The sequence below is a fragment of the Thermoanaerobacter uzonensis DSM 18761 genome (genome assembly GCF_900129115.1).
GTDB classification, from domain to species: Bacteria; Bacillota; Thermoanaerobacteria; order Thermoanaerobacterales; family Thermoanaerobacteraceae; genus Thermoanaerobacter; species Thermoanaerobacter uzonensis.
Genome location: NZ_FQUR01000028.1, coordinates 1 through 18,193 on the forward strand (window position 1 = coordinate 1; position 18,193 = coordinate 18,193).

At 35.2% G+C, this 18,193-nt stretch carries 12 protein-coding genes; 1 reads left to right on the forward strand and 11 read right to left on the reverse strand.

Annotated features, from left to right (window positions below):
• The 6 genes from BUB32_RS12135 to BUB32_RS12160 form a co-directional block, all read right to left on the reverse strand.
• A partial coding sequence (locus BUB32_RS12135; protein WP_200773892.1) for a S8 family serine peptidase occupies nucleotides 1-5,462 on the reverse strand: 5,462 nt, incomplete at its 3' end.
• Between the two features lie 417 nt (nucleotides 5,463-5,879).
• Complete coding sequence (locus BUB32_RS12140) at nucleotides 5,880-7,253, reverse strand: S41 family peptidase (RefSeq protein WP_072969593.1); 1,374 nt, start codon at nucleotides 7,251-7,253, stop codon at nucleotides 5,880-5,882.
• Between the two features lie 116 nt (nucleotides 7,254-7,369).
• The gene (gene thrB / locus BUB32_RS12145; RefSeq protein WP_072969594.1) at nucleotides 7,370-8,296 is read right to left on the reverse strand and encodes a homoserine kinase; all 927 of its coding nucleotides are present in this window, start codon (nucleotides 8,294-8,296) and stop codon (nucleotides 7,370-7,372) included.
• A complete protein-coding gene (thrC, locus tag BUB32_RS12150; RefSeq protein WP_072969595.1) occupies nucleotides 8,286-9,341 on the reverse strand; it encodes a threonine synthase in 1,056 nt (351 codons plus the stop codon). The genes thrB and thrC overlap by 11 nt, the downstream gene beginning before the upstream one ends.
• 3 nt (nucleotides 9,342-9,344) lie before the next feature.
• Entirely contained in the window at nucleotides 9,345-10,601 is a 1,257-nt protein-coding gene (locus BUB32_RS12155; protein WP_072969596.1) for a homoserine dehydrogenase, read from the reverse strand.
• 12 nt (nucleotides 10,602-10,613) lie between these two features.
• A complete protein-coding gene (locus tag BUB32_RS12160; RefSeq protein WP_072969597.1) occupies nucleotides 10,614-11,054 on the reverse strand; it encodes an ACT domain-containing protein in 441 nt (146 codons plus the stop codon).
• Between the two features lie 514 nt (nucleotides 11,055-11,568).
• On the opposite strand from BUB32_RS12160, the gene BUB32_RS12165 reads away from it, so the two are divergent.
• The gene (locus BUB32_RS12165; RefSeq protein WP_072969598.1) at nucleotides 11,569-12,978 is read left to right on the forward strand and encodes an amino acid permease; all 1,410 of its coding nucleotides are present in this window, start codon (nucleotides 11,569-11,571) and stop codon (nucleotides 12,976-12,978) included.
• Nucleotides 12,979-13,032: 54 nt separating this feature from the next.
• Here the strand turns inward: BUB32_RS12165 and BUB32_RS12170 are convergent, their stop codons facing one another.
• From BUB32_RS12170 to cas4, 5 genes are all read right to left on the reverse strand, one after another.
• The gene (locus tag BUB32_RS12170) at nucleotides 13,033-13,812 is read right to left on the reverse strand and encodes an MBL fold metallo-hydrolase (RefSeq protein WP_072969599.1); all 780 of its coding nucleotides are present in this window, start codon (nucleotides 13,810-13,812) and stop codon (nucleotides 13,033-13,035) included.
• 260 nt (nucleotides 13,813-14,072) lie between these two features.
• On the reverse strand, nucleotides 14,073-15,998 hold the full coding sequence (locus BUB32_RS12175) for an NAD(P)/FAD-dependent oxidoreductase (RefSeq protein ID WP_072969600.1): 1,926 nt from the start codon (nucleotides 15,996-15,998) through the stop codon (nucleotides 14,073-14,075).
• A gap of 120 nt (nucleotides 15,999-16,118) precedes the next feature.
• Nucleotides 16,119-16,382, reverse strand: coding sequence for a CRISPR-associated endonuclease Cas2 (gene cas2, locus BUB32_RS12180; RefSeq protein WP_003871087.1), 264 nt, complete (start codon nucleotides 16,380-16,382; stop codon nucleotides 16,119-16,121).
• Nucleotides 16,383-16,398: 16 nt separating this feature from the next.
• Complete coding sequence (cas1b, locus tag BUB32_RS12185) at nucleotides 16,399-17,391, reverse strand: type I-B CRISPR-associated endonuclease Cas1b (RefSeq protein WP_072969601.1); 993 nt, start codon at nucleotides 17,389-17,391, stop codon at nucleotides 16,399-16,401.
• Complete coding sequence (cas4, locus tag BUB32_RS12190; RefSeq protein ID WP_072969602.1) at nucleotides 17,388-17,885, reverse strand: CRISPR-associated protein Cas4; 498 nt, start codon at nucleotides 17,883-17,885, stop codon at nucleotides 17,388-17,390. Before cas4 ends, cas1b begins: the two co-directional genes overlap by 4 nt.
• Between the last annotated feature and the right edge of the window lie 308 nt (nucleotides 17,886-18,193).

Sequence of the window (18,193 nt, forward strand, 5' to 3'; positions counted from 1 at the left end):
ACATTTACTACGTCATATGCCCAATTGTCTTTTGTTACGTCTTTGAATTCTTTGTTGTATTCAAAGACTCCATATGTTGAGAAGTGTTTGGCTTCAAAGGTTATTGTGTTTGTTCCTTTGTCAACTTTTCCTCCTACGTATTCCCATTGATTTGTCGTCTCGTTTAAGTAGTATACTCCTATTTTTCTTATGTCTTTTCCACCTTTTATGTTAAATGTCATTTTTACTGGTGACCCTATTTTTATGTCTTTGTCTCCTGCTTTTATTGTTATGTCATAGGCACTTGTTATTGGCTCGAAAGATGATGCGGTTATTTTGCCTTTGTTGTGTATGTTAAGTTTTATTGTTCCTGCTTTGCTTATTAGGTCAATTGCTTCTTGTGATACTGCTAAAGTTTTTGCATCAAATTGAAGGGCTACTTCGTCTGATTTTACTACCACGTTTTTGTTGTTCTCTGCTATTAAGTTAAGTACAGTTACAGGTATTTCTAATGCTTTTTGAGGTGTAGTTCCTATATTTGTTAAGTCAAATTGTATTTCTTTCTTTGATGTGTCTTTTATGTCTTTTGCTATTTTGTTTTCGTCTATTGTAAGTGTTGTTGTGTTATTTTCTACAACTATTTTGCCTTGTGATACTTCCTGAGATGGTTTCGTTGTCTCTTCAGTGCCTGCAGGTGGGGCCACTGGTGGAACAATAGGTGTTATACCACCACCACCTCCACCAGAAGAAGGTACTTCTTTTACTGTGATATTAACTTTGGTAGTTTTATTACCAGTTTTATCACTATAGCTTATCTCAATTGTTGTAGTTCCATCTTTGACTCCTTTTACAATTCCTTTATCCACTGTAACAATATTCGAATCAAAATTATACTGAGCACTTGCCGTCACATCTTTTGTTGTACCATCAGAATAGGATGCCGCAACTTTTAGTTGTGCTGTTTCTCCCACTTTTATTTCAATGGAAGGTGGTTGTGCTGTTATATTTTCAAGTATTGGGTCTGTTACTGTAATTGGTACATTTAACGCACTATTGTTATACACAGCAGTAAGCACAGTGCTTCCTTTAGAAAGGCCTTTTACGGCTCCCATAGTGTAGTCAGCAATAAGCGGATTTGCAATTATAAATTTAGTATAATTTGTAACATCTACTTGACTGCCATCTGAAAAATAATTATAAACTGCAATTGGCACCATTTTGCCTGCTGGAACTGTTATAGATGGTGGGTCAACACTTATACCCAATGGTACAGCGTCTGAAACTACAACTTTTATATCAACAGACTTATTATCATATGTGGCAGTTATTGTAGTCTCACCCGGATTCACTCCAACTACAATTCCATTACCCTCTACTTTTGCAATGTCCCCATATACAGATTCAAATACTGCTTTATCTGTTATATTTTTTGTTGTACCGTCTGTGTATATTGCATTAACGGTTATTTTGCCTGTTCCCCCAACCGGTATATAAAGTGGATTTGGATTAGCTTTAAGTGAGTCAAGCATGACTTTTTCAAGCTGTATTGTCTTTGGTGTTCCATTGTAGGTTATTGTAACGTAATTTTGTGTATCTGAAGTATATACATTTGCAGCTACTGTAGCTTCGGCTTTATTTGTCGCCACATCTACTGCACTTATCGAAATGACATTATTCCCCACGTTAAGCGGTACTCTAGCAGTAAAGGTATCATTAAATGTTGTATAGTCTTCAGCTTCTTTGTTAAGTATATTGTTGCCATTGATAAACAATTTGTATCCAAATCCTGTATCATACACACTGCCTGCTACTGTAAGGCTTACTCCCTCAGGTGAAATAAAGCCTTTGAAATTATCTACATTTAAAGTAATTTCAGGTTTTGTAACGTCTATATAAATGGGTATCGCAAATTCTGTCTTGTGTTCATATGTTGAAGGGTCGTCTGCATTATACAATTTATCAAATGCAAGGAATTTTATCTCTTTCTTTCCATCACTACCAAAATGTACTGTTGTTGTGAAAGTATTGTCTGGATTGACCGTTACTTTTTCATCATTAATATAGAGTTCACCCATAAATGTCGTCTCATCTTCTATGGTTCCTGAAACAACAATATCTCTTGTATTAAATATTTGTGCTACTTGAGGTTCTTTTACAGTAATTACAGGTCCAAAGTTGTCTTTTATTTCTTGGTTAAATGCAATACAGCTATTTTTTAGTGTTATATTAGAAATATTTCCTGCATAGTCTACACCAAGTACAGCTATAAATGTATAGCGGTTTGGAAGGTCTACTTCTGTTGAAACAGCATCACTTGGCAGTGATTTTGTTTCAATATTTGTGACATTGCCTGTCACAGGGTCAATCTTCCCTGTAAAAATTATATAGGACTCTATACCCGAACCTTTATCACTACCTGCCCACGCCACTGTTGCTTTTCCGTTTGAAATGTAATTTTCGTTTAAATATCCATATTGATCGACATAGCCATCATTTATCATAACTTCAGGCAATATTGTATCGACTTTAACAGGCATTTGAAGAACTTGTGTCCTTGCATTCGGATAATCTATCTTAGATTCAAAGCGCATATAATATTGTCCATCAGGAACTGCTTCAAATTGTCCTGTCGCAGAGTTAAATGCTTTGCCGTCCCATATCCAAGAATCAGAAATCTGAGCTTTGGATGTCTCTGCTACGTTCTTTCTTAAATATTCCTCTTGGGATATTTTTCTTATTACATTTCCTTTCTCATCTACAACACTTACTTTAAACTCTCTTGCATTTCTCATAAATGAAAGCACTGGCTGCACATAGTCAAATACACCATCACCATTTGGCGATATGGCAATTGTAGATGGATCAGGCGTCTTGCTCCCAAGGTTCCCTAAGAAATATAATTCATTGTCTATATCTCCTGCAAGACCTGTAAGTCCATAATAAGTGTCATCTTCCCAAAGAGGTGAATCTATAATTCTCGGTTCATCCCAACTTCCATAAAAAGCTGTATAAGGTACGCTTAGTTTTGGAAGATTGCTATCTTCTGGAATAAAGCTTAAAAATCCTTCCGCAAAAATATTTTGTGGAACATTTTGAGGAATTATCAGTGTGACATTTACAGCCTGTTGTCCGTTTGCAGGCACTGTCACAGTATCTTTATCAAATTCAACTGTCCCCCCTGTAAGGGTTGTTGTTTCAGCAAAGTTAAATCCCCAAAGAACATAATCTGTCAAAACTCCATACTCGTCCCTTAAGGTATACGTAACATCGCTGTTACTATGATTTTTAAGAGTCAAGGTAAAAGTCGCACTATTTCCAATACTGCCAAGTGCAATACCTGCTTTTCCATTTGCATCTGTAATTGTCACAGGTGTCTTGATAGCCTTATCTATTTGAATCATACCTGCCCCTTGTTGTCTCGGTGAATAAGGATGTGGATTCCTTTGCCCCCCATAAGGAGCAGCATTGTTATTTGTATCAATTATAACTTTGGCTGTATTCATAGCCATTATTTTAGCCATTTCAACAAAGTCTCTGCCATCTTTGAATGTCAATTCACCTTTAGATACTTTATCTTTAAGAGCTTCAGCAATTAACGCCATTGCACCTGCTACATGAGGTGATGACATAGATGTACCGCTCATCAAACCGTAAGAATCTTTATTAAGTGTTGAATATATGCCGCCGCCAGGTGCCATTATTTCCGGTTTAAAGTCAAAGCTTGGTGTAACCCCCCAGGATGAAAAGTCCGTTACATTGTCTCCCGGAGGAACTCCTAAATTATTTGTTCCTATAGCACCATCAAATTTTACTGTGACTTTTTGCCCTTGATCTAACAAAGCTTTAATTGCAAGTCCTGCATCTCTTAAAATAGACACAGAAGGAATTTTCGTACCTTCTCCTAATGTCATTGAAATTGTTCCTGTAGTATTATTGAAAATTACTGCAGCTACAGCACCAGCATTTTGTGCATTTATCGTCTTTGCGTTAAATGTAATAGAACCTCTTGAAATAAGGGCAACTTTACCTACTACATCTTTACCTTGAAAATCCTCGGGTCTACCTAATCCACAATATACTACCTCATACTCTCCTTTCAAGATATCTGCAGGGTCAATAGGGTCATGGTCTGTAGGACTTCCTACAGAATATACTACTCTGTCAAAACCTTGTGGAGCAGGATTTACAGAAAAGCTTTTTCCTGTAAGTCCAGGATTTATAGAAGCAGCCACTTGAACAGCATCAAGCCACAATCCAGGCGAGCCAACAGTTCCTATATCTGGATCCATTGAATATGGATAAAATTCTGCACTCGTCGAATAACTGGAGTTACCAGCCGAAACAACAACTATTACGCCATTGTCAACAGCGTTTTTTATCGCCAGATGCTCAGGGTCATCAGGGCGAACGAAACCTGCTGTTGAGCCTAAGCTCATGTTTATAACATCTGCTCCAAAAGCAACTGCGTGGTCAATACCTGCTACTATATCGTCTGAAAAAGCAGATGCAAAATTAGGATTGTTTGAAAATACCTTTTCAGCTATAAGCTGTGCCTCAGGTGCAACCCCTTTAATATTACCATTTGCTGCAACTATACCTGCAACGTGTTGCCCGTGCATTGACTGTGTGGCCCCAATATCTATAATTTGATCATTGTTGTCTGCCCAGTTCCAACCAACAGGTACTTTATCTGTAAAATATTTATAAGGAAGACCTGTTGTATTTGCTATTTCTTGTACTTTTGCTTGAGTCAATTTTGCTTTGGAACTATCTGTTATTTTCATATCTTGGTGCCTATAATCTATTCCTGTATCTACTATTGCAACAACCATTCCTTCACCTTTATATCCCAAGTCATTCCACACGGTTGGTGCATTTGTTGAATAGATTGCTGTTGTCATGTCAAGGAAATATTCATTTGCAATTCTTACATCTTTTACTCCAGGCAATGTTTTAATTTTTTCTATGTCTTTAACTTTTACCTCGCCACTTATGCCATTCAAAACGGTTTTATATGTATGTCTTGGTTTAAAATTGAAATTTTTGCTCAATATGCTTTTTAATTGAGTTTGTCCTTGAGTAATTTTGTTTAAAACAGTCGTTTTTTCATTTTGCGTCAAAGTTTTGAGAGTCTTGTTAGACTTTAATGCAAATGAAGCAAGACTATCCTTTTCTAATTCCACAATAACTCGTACAGTTTCATCAGGATTATATTTTTCAATCTCTTGCTTGGAACCATCTCGTAAATTTTGTATTTCTTCTCCAAATTGCTCTACAATTTTTGACTTGCTTTGATAGGGTTTAGCAGTTTCTTTAAAATTATCTTTAGCAATCTCTTTTACAAGATTATAATCGATTTTTAGCGAATCTAAAGTAAGTTTTGGGTTATCTGACGATGGCATTTGCTGAGAATAACCAAAAGAGCTAAAAGCGCTAAATACCAATGTAAATGCAATCAGAAAAACTAAAAACCTTTTGCCCATAAAATCTTAACCCCCTTGTTTTTCATCTTCCTTATGTTCCGACAAAAAAATGCAATTTTCTCTCCTTCACCCCCCTTTATGAAATATCTATAATCTAAGGTAATAAGCCCTTAGATTGCATAAGTTTAATAATTATAAATAAAATTTGTAATTATTGTAGAATTTGATACATTTTATTTAAAATATAATATACTAATCTTTTGCTTGGTTATTTGTCTGATTAATATTTAATGTTATATAAATTTCATATTCAATATTATTCTACATAAATTATATTTTTCCTTCTTTGGAAACATAAAATTTTTTATTTATAAAACCTACTTTTTGCAAGAAATTATTCATTTTATAAAGTTAAAAAGCCACATGCTTTGCATGTGGCTAGAAAACGCTTTTATAAAATTTAAGTATTTTTAAATTTTATATTTTCTTTAATACTTCTATTGCCTTATCTAATTGAATATCCTTATTGTTTAATTCTTCAAGCAGTTTAACTAATGCATCATAAGTGTTTTTATCGAAAACCCCTGTCGGAGTTAATCCCGCTTTCTCTTGCAGTTGTTTTACAGCGTTCGCCGTTTTAGGTCCAAAAATACCATCTTCCGGACCCGCATTAAACTTCAATATATTTAAATTCTTCTGTAAAATTTTCACATCATTTCCTCTGGAACCTACTTTCAATGTGCCATTAAATTTAAATGAAGGAGTATATTGAGTATTTACCACATATATATCTGGTTTCAAGCCTTGTTTGTCAATATATCTGCCTGAAGGGAGTTTATACCTTGCAATTGTAAGCTTAAAACCACTTCCATCTGGCAATGGCACTACTGATTGGACAGTCCCTTTTCCAAAAGATTTTTCTCCCACTAATATACCCGCTTTAGTATCCTGTATAGCCCCTGCTAATATTTCAGCTGCAGAAGCAGTGTTGCCGTTAATTAAAACTGCTAATTTATACTTAGGATTATTGAGATAAGAATAATACATTTCGTTTTCTCCATTTTTTGTCTCTACAGTCAATACAGCTCCTTTTGGAACAAAAAAGTTTGCAACGCTTACCGCCTGTGTAAGGAGTCCACCGGGATTATCTCTTAAATCAAGGACGATTTTATTTATGCCGTTATTATCCATATACGTGAGGGCATTTGCTATATTAGATATGGTATTTTCATTGAATTCTTGTATTTTTATGTATCCAATTCCATCGATTATTTTATAAGAAACTGGATTGACACGAATTATTTGTCTGGTAAGTTCAAATTCTCTCATTGACCCTCCTACGTCAAAAGTGACCTTTACTTTTGTACCTTCATCCCCAATTATCATGTTTACTACGTCATTTATATTCATTCCCTCAACGCTTTTGTCGTTTACCGCTTTTATAATATAACCACTTTTGATTCCAGCTTTTTCAGCAGGTGAACCTTCTAAAACAGAAGTTACAATAATTTTCCCGTCCTTTTCAGTCAAGACCATTCCTGTCCCACTGAAAGTTCCAGAAGTATTTTTAGTAAAATCTTTAAACTCTTCTTTTGTAAAATATGTACTATATTCATCAAGGCTTGAAAAAATTCCTTTTAAAGCCGCTTCTTTGAGTTGATCGTACGTCACATCTCCAATATAATTATCTGTTATATACTTCATTATAGAACCAATGTCTGCAAGGTTATCATATAGTTGTTGATCTGTCGTGGTTTGCGTTGAAGATTCAGCAAAAACATGTACTGGAACAGTAAAAGCAAGACTTGCAGCGATTAAAAATGTCAAAATTAGAGCCAAAAATCTTTTCACAATATATACCTCCATTTCTAATATCTTGAGTTTATAATCTCTTCACTACTACAGTTTAATTATATCACACTGGTTAATCATAAAATTTACCACATAATAAAATTTCAAAGGTTTCCCTATACTGATAGAGAAACCTTTGAAACTTGAGCACCGTTATTTTCACAATGGAGTTTGTACACTCTATAATCTATCTCCATGCCAGTATACACACTCCCCACTCTTTCTATTACTTTATCTACTTTATCTTCCGAACAAATAGCCATAATTGTGGGGCCTGCTCCACTTAAAAAAACAGAATAAGCACCTGCTTCTAAAGCTTTTTCAAAGCAGGCATACATTTCAGGTATAAGTTTAGAGCGATATTTTTGATGGAGCATATCTTGAGAGGCAATCTTTAACAAATCGTACCTTCCACTAAACAAAGCAGCTGTCAAAAGAGAAGACCTACCTGTGTTGAATACAGCATCTTTAAAATCTACTTTTTTGGGCAATATGCTCCTTGCTATTTCCGTCTTTAAAACTTTTTTTGGAGTAAAAGTGATAAATTTTAAATCATTTTCTAATTCTTTTTTTACATAATAAGTACTTACCCCGTCAAAAACAGTTATATTTAATCCCCCATTTAGAGCAGGACCTACATTATCAGCGTGTCCTTCCATAGAAGCCGCAAGGTCTAAAATTTCCTCATGGGTTAAAATACCCCCTGCAAGTTCATTTGCTGCTAGCATTCCGCCAATTATTGCTGCCGCACTACTTCCAAGACCACTCCCTATCGGAATACCATTTTTTATCTCTATTTTTAATCCCTCATATTGCGTCTCAGTTTTTTCAAAAACTTTTTTAGCCGCTTTGTAGACAAGATTATCTTCAGTCGTTTCTATTTCTTTATAGTCCTCTCCTGAAACCTCTATCAAGAGCCCTTCTTCTATAAATCCCATGGAAATTTCCGTATACAAATTTAGTGCCACTCCTATGCAGTCAAAGCCTGGTCCCAAATTTGCTGAAGAAGCGGGAATTCTCACTTTTACCATGTCACTCTCCATATAAAACTTCCTCCAATGCTTTTAGATTCGTCTCTATCGTTTTTATCTCTCTACCTAATTTAACAGCAGTATCTGGATCCTTTAATCCATTTCCCGTTAAAACACAAACAACAGATTCTCCTTCTTTAAAAAATCCTTCCTTGTATTTCTTAATAACTCCTGCAATAGAAGCTGCTGAAGCAGGCTCTGCAAAAATACCTTCCTTCTTGGCTAAAAGCGCATAAGCCTCCAGTATTTCTTCATCTGTAACTTTGTCAATGAGTCCACCCGACTCATCCCTCGCAGCGACAGCCTTATCCCAACTGGCAGGATTACCTATTCGTATTGCTGTTGCAATAGTCTCAGGATTTTCAATTATTCTGTTTTCAACGATAGGTGCAGCCCCAGCTGCTTGAAAACCTAACATTTTAGGAAGTTTCTTTATTTTCCCCGCATTATAATATTCTTTAAAACCCATCCAATAAGCTGTTATATTCCCTGCATTTCCCACAGGAAGCGCAACATAGGAAGGAGCATCTTTAAGTTCGTCACATATCTCAAAAGAAGCTGTCTTTTGTCCTTCTAACCTATAAGGATTTATAGAATTCACCAGCGTTATGGGAAATTTTTTTGAAATCTCTCTAACTAACCTCAAAGCATCATCAAAGTTTCCATCTATGGCAATAACCTTAGCACCATAAGCAATGGCTTGAGCAAGCTTTCCTAAAGCAATTTTGCCGCCAGGTATAAGTACAATGCTCTTGAGCCCTGCCTTTGCTGCATAGGCAGCGGCAGAAGCGGAAGTATTCCCCGTTGAAGCGCACACAACTGCATTAGAACCTTCTTCTTTTGCCTGCGACACAGCTACAGTCATACCCCTGTCTTTAAAAGAGCCTGTTGGATTTAACCCTTCGTATTTCAGATATATTTTTATGCCTGGAAAAAGTTTTTGAAGATTGGTAGCCTCATAAAGAGGTGTATTACCTTCTTTTAAGGTAACTATATTTTCCTCTTTTATTTTAGGCATAAACTCTCTATAAGCTTTTATTAGGCCTTCCCACCCCATTGACTATTCCCCCTCTACTTTTATGACACTTTCTATATTTTCTACTTCCCTCAGATTTTGTATTTCTTCCAGGGCTTCAAATACTTTCCCTGTATTCGCAATATGAGTGATCAAAACAATCTCCGCAGTATCCCCTAAAACCCCTTTCTGCACTACTGACAAAAGGCTTATTCCCTTGTCTCCTAATATACCAGTAATTTTGCTCATTACGCCAGGTTTATCAAAGGCTATGAGCCTTATATAATATTTGGATACAGTATCCACAATAGGAAGAAGGTCTGCATCTTCGCACCCATTTTGAATTACAATATGGTTTTTTACATCCATTATGTCCGCAACAACTGCACTGGCAGTAGGCATCATACCCGCACCTTGCCCATAAAACATAACTTCCCCTACTGCATTTCCATCAACTAAAATAGCGTTAAAGACTCCATTTACGCCGCTTAAAGGATTGTCTTTTTTTATCATGACAGGATGTACCCATGTTTCTAATCGCTCTTTTTCGTCAATTTTTGCATAAGCTATAAGTTTTACATTGTACCCTAATTCTTCTGCATATTTTATGTCAGATTTAGAAATAGACTTTATACCTTTTGTGTAAATTTTTTCAGGCAAAATGAATTTGTCAAATGCTAAAGTGCATAGTATAGCAAGTTTTCGTGCCGCATCAAAACCTTCCACATCATCTGTCGGGTCTATCTCTGCATAACCTTTTTGCTGAGCATCTTTTAAAACTTCTTCAAAGTCCAAACCTTTTTCTTTCATTTCTGTTAATATATAATTCGTAGTTCCGTTTAATATTCCTTTGATTTCGTATATTTTATTTGCTGCAAGACATTGTTTTAATGGCCTGATGATGGGAATACCACCACCGACTGATGCTTCATAGAGAAGACTTACTTTATTTTCTGTCGCAAGTTTTATTAGCTCTTTACCGTGAACTGCTATGACTTCTTTGTTTGCAGTGACAACATGCTTACCTTTTTTGAGAGCTTTTATGATATATTCTAAAGCAGGATGTTCTTTCCCCATCACTTCTACCACTACATCTATTTCTTCATCTTCTAAAATGTCATTTGCATCAAAAGTTATTTTCCCTTCTGCAAGGGGTGTCCTCTTTTTATTAGGGTCTTTCACAAGTATTTTCTTTATCTCGATTTTTTCCCCTATCTTTTTTTCAATATTTTTACCGTTTTGGTTGATTAAATGAACTACACCTGTTCCAACTGTGCCAAGGCCCATTAGTCCTATCTTCATCCTCAATCCCTCTCATTCTCCCAAAATTTCTATTTTCCTAACTCCGTTTTGACTGGATAATTTCTCAAGGAAATTTTCTAAACTCATTTCCATGTACTGAGTATCAATAGAAATAGTTACACTGGCCACTCCCATAGAAGGCATACTTTGATTTATGGTGACAACATTTCCCCTCGCATTTGCTACCACATCCAAAATAGAAGAAAGCACTCCTGGCATATGGTCTAATACCATAGATAAAGTTATGATTTTCCCCTTGCTAAACTTAGAAAAGGGAAAGACATAATCTCTATACTTGTAAAAAGCACTGCGAGATATGCCTACTTGTTTTACTGCTTCATTGATAGTTTTCACTCTACCTGATTCTAATAATTCTTTCACTTTTAAAGTTTTTTTAAGAGAGTCTGAAAGGATCTCCTCCCTTATTATATAAAGTTTACTGTCTTCTCCCACAAATTCCACCTCCCATTGTTCTTCTGGAATAAACATCATTCCATATATGGAATACATTTTATCACATTAAATTATAAAAATCAATAGCAGTTTACGTTTACTAAACAAAAAATTAACCTATTGTCTATCTATTTATCTAACCCATGCAAATAATTTTAATCATAAATATTCATTAAAAGCATTATTTTTAAGATATATTTTGTCCAATATATTTCACTTTACCATTAATCATTAGTATATTTATTCAATAGTGTGTATTTTTAACAATCAACATGACACAATTTTTTTAAGTAAAAGAAGGATTTTTTTAAAAAACGTCGAATATATTATTTGTAAAACTATTTCAATCCATTAATTTATCAACATTCTGCATTTTTACCTTCATCATTATTTATTTTGAACTAATATGATGAAGGTAGGGTGTCAGTTTATTTTTTAGAAGGGGGGATAAACTTCTGACTTATTAAAATTTTGTAACTAAATAAGCAAATTTTTAGAAGGGGGTTGCTATTAAATGGCAAGTTCAAGTCTGTTTAGAAAGAAAACTTTAGATATGGTCTTATCAGAAACAGAAGCTGCTGAATACAAATTGAAAAAAACTTTAACTGCCATTGATTTAATTGCATTGGGATTGGGCGCAATCATAGGTACGGGTATATTTGTTATCACTGGTGTTGCCGCTGCCGAAAAAGCAGGTCCTGCAATTGTGCTTTCTTTTATTATAGCTGGATTGGCTTGTGCTTTCGCAGCAATTTCATACGCTGAATTAGCGTCAATATTCCCAATTGCAGGTTCTACCTATAACTATACTTATATTGCAATGGGAGAATTTATAGCTTGGATAATAGGATGGGACTTAATACTCGAGTACGTTTTTGCACTTCCTGCAATTTCGTTAGGTTGGTCTGGTTATTTTACCAACCTCCTAGCAAGTGTAGGAATAAATATCCCTGCCTGGGCAGCCAACTCTGCATGGCAAGCAGCGGGAGGACTTGTTAATCTTCCAGCAATGGGAATTCTTCTTGTCATTGCAATCTTAAACTACATCGGGGTAAGAGAAACCGCTACGGTTAATAATATTGGCGTTGCCTTTAAAGTATTTGTTGTTCTTTTCTTTATCTTTGTCGCTGCATGGCATATAAAACCAGTCAATTGGCATCCTTTTATGCCTTATGGATGGCAAGGAATATTCCACGGCGCTGCAATTATCTTTTTCGCATATATAGGTTTTGATGCTGTTTCTACAGCTGCTGAAGAAACAAAAAATCCAGCCAAAGATATGCCTATTGGAATTTTGGGATCTCTTGGAATAAGCACCCTTTTGTACATCGCTGTTTCAGCAATTTTGACAGGTGTTGTTTCATACACAGAGTTAAATGATCCAGCCCCTGTTGCAAAAGCTCTAAACTTGATAGGTCTAAACTGGGCAAGAGGACTTGTTTCATTAGGTGCTATTGTAGGTATCACAACAGTTTTACTTGTTATGTTCTACGGATCTACAAGAATAATCTTTGCTATGTCTCGTGATGGGCTTTTACCACCTGTTTTCTCAAAAGTTCATCCAAGATTTAGAACACCTTCTCTGGCTATATATCTTATAGGAATTGTAACTATGTTAGTAGCAGGATTTTTACCAATTAACATAATCGCAGAACTTGTAAATATAGGAACTATGTTAGCTTTTATACTCACTTCTATCGGTGTAATAGTATTGAGATATAAACAACCAGATTTACCAAGAAAATTTAAAGCCCCAGGTGTACCATGGACACCCCTTTTGGCAATAGCCTTTGTACTTTCACTTATGGTATCTCTCCCCTGGCAGACATGGGTGAGGCTCATTGTATGGCTTATAATAGGGCTTTTCATTTATTTCGGTTATGGAAGACACCACAGTATACTGGCCAAAACGTCAGAAAGGTAACAACAAAATCAAAAATGCGGCAAAGTACAAAACTTTGCCGCATTTTTTCATTTTTTATATTTCCACCACATCACTTTCAATATTTCTCAATGCCATGTGCACCTCAAATTTTACTCCAGATTTTTTAAGTGCATTTGTAACAGTAGCAAAAGCAAGCTCTGGCCTGTTGTTATTCTGGCTTAAATGGCCTAAAAAGGCCATCCCTATAGCTTTCATTTTAAACAGCTTCAGTAGAGCATCTGCAGCTGCATCATTAGAAAGATGGCCTAAATTAGATAAAATTCTTTTTTTAAGAGGCCAAGGATATGAACCATTCATAAGCATTTCTATATCATGGTTTGCTTCTAACAGTACTACATCTGAACCTATAAGATGATTTGCAACACCTTTTGTCATATAACCTAAATCAGTAGCAATGGAAATTTTTTTATCGCCACATTTAAAGGAAAAACCTACCGGTTCCACGGCATCATGAGACTTTTTAAAGGGCATTATTTTTACATCCCCAATTTCAAATTCTTCTCCTGTGGTAAAATAGAGTTTGTTTTTTTCGGAAATTTCTTTTATGTCTTTCTCCATTACCTCCCATGTGGCTTTATTTGCATATATAGGTATATTGTATCTCCTTGAAAGTACCCCCGCTCCGATAATATGATCCTTATGCTCATGAGTTATAAGAATGGCAGATAGACTTTTAGGGTTTATACCTATGTTAAATAATGCTTTTTCAATTGTTCTACCGCTTAAACCTGCATCAACAAGTATATGTACATCTTTATGGTTTATGTAAATAGCATTTCCGCTACTTCCTGACCTCAAAGAACAAAACTTCATAGCTCATATACCCGCATTTGCGGGTATCCCCCTTTCTTTTGCTATCACAATAATTATAACAATTTTTCTAAGGCAAGTGAAGAAATTTTCTTTTTAAAAGAAAAGTAATTATTCACATTCGATCTGTGTGCAAATTTTTCATAGCTTAAAAATTCCTCATAATTCTAATAGAAAGGCTTTCAACATTAAATTATCAACATATTCACATACATTTGTGGATAAGTTGATAATTTAAAAATATAAGAGGGTAATAACCCCTCTTATAGGGAAAGACCTAAATTACGTCCCTCAGAAATAGCGTGAACAATCTTTCTCACTTCTTTAGCATCTCCTATAACATGAAGCTTTTCTTGTGGTAAAATTTTACTAACCTCTTCGTAAAGCGAAGGATCTGGTTTTAAACCCACGGCTAAAACTATAGTATCGGGAAGTGGAAGCTCTTTTTCCCCTTCAGGTGTATCCACCAAAAGGACCTTTCCTACTTCCTTTAAACGAGTTTTTACATAAATTTCAACACCTCGTTCTTTTAAGCGCTTCATAATGAGAATCTTCTCAAAAGCTCCCATGTCTCTTGCAACTTCCTCCAAAAGCTCAATAACTATTACCTTTTTGCCTTGTTCTGAGAGATAATCAGCAGTTTCCATGCCTATTAAGCCACCACCAATTATAGCAACTTTATCGCCTGCTTGTTTTTCTCCTCTTAATATTTCTACAGCTGTCAAAAAGCCGTATTCTTTAAGTCCGGGAATAGGTGGTACAATTGGCTGCCCTCCTGTCGCAAGGACGACTTCGTCAGACTCCCATTTTGCTATTTCTTCTGCTGTGGCTTTATGATTAAGATTTAAAGTGACACCAACCTTGGGAAGTACCTCTTTATAGTATTCCACGATGCTTTTCAATTCTTCTTTGTGAGGAGGAACAGAACCGGGCAAAACTTGACCTCCTATCTCTCCTTTTTCCTCATAAATGTATACTTTATGTCCTCTTGCAGCAGCAGTATAAGCTGATTCCAAGCCTGCAAGTCCAGCACCAATGATAAATACTTTCTTTCCAGGTTGAGATGCTTTTTGTATTTCGATTTCCTCCTCCTTGCCAACTGATGGGTTGAAATTACAGCCAAAGCGGCGTCCTGCTCTTAATTCATCTAAACAGCCTTGGTGACAAGCAGCACAACGGCGTATTTCCTTGCTGCGTCCTGTGGTAGCTTTTTCTACAAATAGCGGATCAGCCACCAAAGGACGTCCAAGAGCAACTAAATCAGCTTTTCCTGATACCAATATTTCTTCTGCCAATTCTGGCGTATTGATTCGCCCAACAGCGATAACAGGAATATTGACCTGTTCTTTTATCTTTGAAGCAAATTCCCATGCCAATCCTTTTTGCGTTCCTAAAGTTTGCAATGTAATAGCACCAGACTCACAGCTACTTCCTAAAGAAACATCAATAGCAGCAACACCTTTATCTTCTAATATTTTAGCCAGACGGATTGCATCCTCTAATGCCCAACCTCCCGGTACAAATTCATCAGCACTAATGCGTACAATAATTAGAAAATCAACACCTATCTCTTTCTTTATTTCATCTAATATTTCTATCCCAAAGCGAATTCTATTCTCAAAGCTGCCACCATATCCGTCCTCTCTTTTATTAGTATGGGGTGACAAAAACTGGTGAATGAGATAACCATGTCCAAATTGTATTTCCAATGCATCTGCACCAGCTTCATAAGCTCTGACAGCAGCTTTTACGTAAGCATTTTGCCATTTCTTTATGTCCTCATGAGGTATTCCTTGTGGTTCAACTCCAATAGTTGGACAAGCTATTGGAGAAGGTGCGATAAGGGGTAATTTAGTTACCATTGGATTTGCTATTCGCCCCGCATGGTTGATATAGACTGCGACTTTGCTACCAGCCTCCTGTAGGGGGGTAATAAGGCGGCGAAGCCCCTCTACCATTGAATCATCATAAATACCTAATTGACGCGGAATTTCTTTCCCTGAGAGGTCTACATATGCTGATTCTAAAACAATTAAACCTACTCCCCCTTTTGCTCTATTGCCATAATATTGAATTAGCTCCTCTGTAACCTGTCCCTCTAGTGTAGCATAACCAGTTTTAACAGGCGCCATTACTACCCGATTTTTCAAATTTAAATTGCCTATTTTTATGGGCTTTGTAAGTTCCATCTTATCACTCCTTTTAGGCAGTGTATTTTAAAATAATGTTCATAATTATTAAATTCGACATAAAATAGTCAATTCCTGCTTTGTTAAATTTTTGTCTTCATTTGCTTTGAAATGTAAATTTTATATAATTATGTCTTCTCCACCTTTTCTAAGCCCAAGGATTTCTCTTTCAGAATATTTGGTAGTCCGTAAAATATAAAAAATAACTGAATCTTCGTCTTTGTCTATTATTCTTGAAAGCTCTATTTTTAGTTTTTTAAGATTGGCTTCTGATATTTCGCCTTCTAAAACAGAATTTTGAACCCAGTGAAGGTATTTTCTGCAAGTTTTTAAGACTTTATTGACCCTTTTTTCATTCACATCGTATACTAAAATTAAAAACATATCTTATCACCTAAATTTACCATTGTGCGATAAAAGGCTTATACTTTTCTTCTTCAATTAAATGTTTTTCTAATTTATACAGCTCTAACCTTATAAGTCTTCTATAAGAAACATTGTTAGAAAGATTCCTGTGTTTAATAGTTGTAGCAAGTTTATCTTCAAATTCCTGCACAAATACTTTTTTCCCTTTTTCTTTGATTAATAATCCTTCTGCATCTTCTTCAAAGTCTTCTTTAGTAACCATTTTCTTGCTAAGCAAGGTAAATATAGTCCTATCTACAATGATAGGCTTAAAAATCTCTGAAACATCAAGATTTAAAGAAAAACGTCTAAAATTAGTCGCATGCAAAAAACCTATTCTCGGGTCTAAGTGGGTTTTGTATATTTCACTTAAAGTTGTCGTATACATCAAAGAATTTCCAAAGCTTATCAATGTATTCAAAAAATTTTGAGGTGGTCTTTTGCTTCTAAAGTCAAACTTAAAATCTGGGTTTTGAATTATCTTATCAAAAGCCTTATAATAATATTCCCTAATATTACCTTCTATTGCCATTAATTCATTTATTGTAGAAGTTAAATCAACGCTCTCCCCTAATTTTTCTATGGAGTAAATGACATCTTCCAAATCTTTACCTCTATTTGAATAATATTTCAAAACTTGCTTTATATTCTTGTAAGCTCCTTCGACAAATTTTTGAGCAAGATAAAGCCTTTTACTTCCATCATTATAGTGCTCAGCTTGTCTTAATATCATATAGCCTGAGTTTAAATGTTCTCTTGGATAATAAGACCCTACATAATATCCATAATGATTGAAAAAATGAAGTATAATCTCTGATTGTGTTAAAAACTCAAAAAGTCTTTTGTTAAGGCTTACTTCTCCAAAAACCATTATTTCAGAAGTATTTTCTACTGGTATAAATTTTCTTCCATTTTCTCCTTCAAAAAATAGAGTATTATCTTTTCTTTTTAATTCCCCATCTGAGAAAATATAAATCGTTTTTTTCATGACAGACAAAACTCCTTATACCCGCAATTTTTACAATATGGAATTTTTATAAAAGCAGGTGGCTTTTCTTTATGCACTATACCTTTAATTTCTTCAATTGCCTTTATAACTTCTATTTCAAATTCTGGTGTAAGTTCTACTACTTCCCTCTTCCTTTCTTCTGGAAAAAAAAGTTGCCCTTTTGCAGTTATTCCGCTTTGCTTTAACTTGTAAAGATAAAATAAAAGTTGCATTTTAGCACTTTCAGCTGCTTTAGAACTTTTCTTTACCTCGCCAATTAAGATATTATCTTTCTCCATTCGCACAAGGTCTAATACCACATTTTCAAAATGAATCTTTTTTCTATCCCTTTGATAAGAATTTTCATCAATAAGCCTACCTATTTCAATATAAGGATGTTCTTGGTCAGGCACTATCTGATGTGCCATAAGCCAAACTTGCCTTTTACAAATGGTATAGCTTTGCATCAATGCTCCTGTAACCTCAAATTCCATAGTATCACTTTTCTCCTCCATACTCAAACCCTATTTCCCCCACCTTACTCAAATCCTCAATAAACTCCTCCAGCGATGAATAAGTATCATACACTTAAATCACCTTCATATCTTATTAATTTCCTATTTAAATTATCCAAAGTTTAAATTACTTTGTACTCCAATTGTCGCAATAAAAATTTAATTAAAAATAATTTTAGTAAATTATTTGTACAATTCATCATATGTAGGCTAAAAACAATTTATATCCATGGACAGAACCTACGGTTATAAAGTTTCAATTCCTTATAGGTAGGCTAAAAACTATC